General features: G+C 46.9%; 4 protein-coding genes. All 4 read left to right on the top strand.

The features are described 5' to 3' along the window. Positions 1 to 224 precede the first annotated feature (224 nt). On the top strand, positions 225 to 410 hold the full coding sequence (locus tag JGK36_RS33605) for a hypothetical protein (protein WP_293199381.1): 186 nt from the start codon (positions 225 to 227) through the stop codon (positions 408 to 410). Positions 411 to 1008: 598 nt separating this feature from the next. Continuing rightward, positions 1009 to 1410: a hypothetical protein gene (locus JGK36_RS33600; RefSeq protein ID WP_293187174.1), complete on the top strand. Its 402-nt coding sequence runs from the start codon at positions 1009 to 1011 to the stop codon at positions 1408 to 1410. 299 nt (positions 1411 to 1709) lie between these two features. Further along, entirely contained in the window at positions 1710 to 2117 is a 408-nt protein-coding gene (locus JGK36_RS33595) for an AbrB family transcriptional regulator (RefSeq protein ID WP_293187175.1), read from the top strand. Positions 2118 to 2207: 90 nt separating this feature from the next. Continuing rightward, the gene (locus JGK36_RS33590) at positions 2208 to 2693 is read left to right on the top strand and encodes a regulatory protein RecX (protein WP_293187176.1); all 486 of its coding nucleotides are present in this window, start codon (positions 2208 to 2210) and stop codon (positions 2691 to 2693) included. Positions 2694 to 2906: the final 213 nt, after the last annotated feature.

Raw genomic sequence — 2906 nt, 5'->3', positions numbered from 1 at the left:
ATTCCAAACGCAGATTCCTCTGACGCAAGACGCCCGCATCTGTAATCCAATGGCACGGAGGCAAAAACAAATTGAACTACGGGCAAATAGTCTCGTGCGGCCACAATTTGCTCAAAAAGCTACCCAAATAGTCAAGGATGGGTAGCTTTGTCCATAAATTAAGTTACAGTTCCTAACCCAGAAGCAACAACCGATCGCCCGGAGCTGAGTTTGGGCTCGCTTGCTTGGGAGCGAAATTAACTGCGGTTGTCCTTGGCAATTCGCGATCGGCTGCTGCTCGATCGCATCTGGGACGAATGCTCGATCGACAGTTGGGCGCCTACTCTCTTGACGAAAAACTCGGTTTCTTCCTAGATACGCAAATTTCCCAGCTTCTGATTTTGGGTAGAAACCGGGTTGATGAGCGGTAAGTGCTAATTTGTGTTGAAACCAATATTTAAGCTGTACTGCATTTAAGTCGGTCTTTTTCAATTGCCCTGTCAAAATAACGTCAAATTCTCTGGCTTGTGGCCCTCCGAGGGCGATTTTCCCGATCGCCCCCTCGGAGTCCACTGAGAAAGTAGCGAAGGTTGAAGAGTGGCGCAGCCCGATCGCGCGATGAAACAAATCCCTCTAGAACATTATAAATTGTATATTTTAATTCCCTATTCCTTGTTCTTGTCCCCCCCCATCCGCTTCTCCCCCTCGAACATCACAGACAATAGAACTCTTGCAAAAGTCAAATTTACCCCCCGCAAGTCCCCTCGAACTTCGGGGGGAAACAAGAATAATCTTACCCCCTCCCCGAACTCGCGGGGAGGGCTGGGGTGTGGTGCTTTGTATTTTTGTAAGAGATCTAATGTTTTTGGTGCAGCAGCTAATTCCTCCGGTGGTGGCTGCACGATGTTTCTGCCGCCACGCCCATTCAATCGGTTTTTAGCGAAAACCCTTTCAACGAACAGGTGAAATTTCCTTGATTTTTTTACCGGATTGCCTTCCCCGGACTGCGTTGTGTGCAAATTATAGCAGATGTTGAATGAAGGAAGAAGGAAGAAGGAAGAAGGAAGAACGGAGAAGGAAGAAGGCGATAAAGGCTGCGCTCGGGGGGTAAAAAGAAGTCTGAACTCAGAAGTCAGAAGCAATCGACTCCATGGGGAAAGGGCCATTAAGAGCGTCCTAACCGTCAGGGTGGATGGGCTATATATGCCGAACACCTTAGTAGAAGATTGCTCTTCGGTATTTGGGGTTTTGAGGGGATTCGCTGCCCGAAAAACAGGGTTTACAAGTAGGTGGCAGCGGCATCGAGAACAAGTGCTGCCTCGCCTTGTTGAGGTAAAATTTAACCCCGCGCCGGTAACAAGGCTGGCGGCAGATTTGCCTGTGTCGCGCCCTAGGTATTTTCATTCATCGGTGCTTTGGTTTTTACCTTGACCGCAGACTGGATCGGGGATTGGTGAAAGTTGGGAACAGACTTTACTGTAAAAAAGTAAAGCATTTAATTTGCGACAATAATTCCTCCCGCGATCGCGCCCTTGACGCTTAGGCAAGCATCACCTGCTCGAAGGCAAATAGATCTGCCTTCGAGTATCCTTACTTACACCCCCGGTTTTGAGACCGCAAAAATTTACCCAGAATCTTATATTCCGAATTCTTAGTATTGACAGTGAAACAAAGTTAATCTAATGTGTTGTAATTGATATAAGTAAAGTCCAATAAGCGAGGTACGGTCAATGGCAGAAACAGCTACAGCACCCTTAACAGGAAAAGGTCTGCTTCAAAAAATCAAAGGCAGCGATTTGCCGCGCAGAGAACTTGCAAAGCTTTGCGGCTACTTCACCGTCAGCAAAAGTGGAGAAACCCGGATTAACTTGGCTGAGTTTTACGATGCAGTGTTAGCTGCTAAGGGAATTGAGCTAGAGAAGTCGAAAGCAGACGGACGCGGACGAGAAGCGAGTTATCGCGCTAGCGTTCACAAGAATGGCTCGATCGTGATCGGGGCAAATTATACCCAAGAAATGGGATTAAAGCCAGGTGACGAGTTTGAAATTAAACTCGGATACAAGCACATTCGCTTGATTCAGATCGATGTGGACAGACCGGAAGTGGAAGTGGAAGAAGAGGAGGATACAGAAGAATAGAGGCGATCGCGATGCAGTCTGCCGATAGCAAGGCGACTGGATTTGATATTCGCTACAGAAGTATTTGCGCGCCAACCTTCGATTTAACTGATGAGCTGTCTTGACTATTTCTATTTTCTCTTGTCCCGCAAAGACTACAGTGCCTCTGAACTTCGCAAAAAGGGGCAAGAGAAAGGTTTTGGCAATGAGGAAATATTGGAGGCGATCGCGCAAATTCAAGACCGGGGCTATCAGTCTGACACTCGCTTGGTGGCAAACTCGATCGCCTCTGCTACGGGCAAATACGGGAAATCGGCCATCAAGCGCAAGTGCCTGCAAAAAGGAATTACTAGCGATTTGTTCGAGCAAGTCTGGGAGGAAGAAATTGCCGAAAATCTGGACTCGGAAGCCGCAAAACTCGCCGAATTAAAAGCCAAAGTCATGCGGAAATACAAGATCGATGCTTGGAGTAAAGTAGATCCGAAAACCAAGGGCAAAGTCTTGAACTACCTGCAATACAGGGGCTTTAATGCTTTTGAACTTTTGCGGCAGTGGCAAACAGAAGAAGATGAAGGGTTAACTTACAGGGCGAAATAGTTATCTAAACTTAGTCAAAGCTCGCTGGACAAGATAAGTCTAGAATTGAGATAATATCTGCAATGCCGAAAACCAAGGCTCAATTATCCGGTTTGTAAACCGCAGTTATGTCAATACTAGCCAGCCTGTTAAGGTCGAGAAGGAAGTCCACAACTCGTTAAATTGGCTGAAAATAGTGGGTGACTCATGGCTAAAAGCGACCGCTAGAATTGT

This window comes from Microcoleus sp. PH2017_35_SFW_U_B (assembly GCF_020737865.1).
Lineage (GTDB): Bacteria > Cyanobacteriota > Cyanobacteriia > Cyanobacteriales > Microcoleaceae > Microcoleus.
The sequence above is the reverse complement of the archived record's forward strand: the minus strand, read 5'-3'. Positions and strand labels throughout refer to the sequence as shown.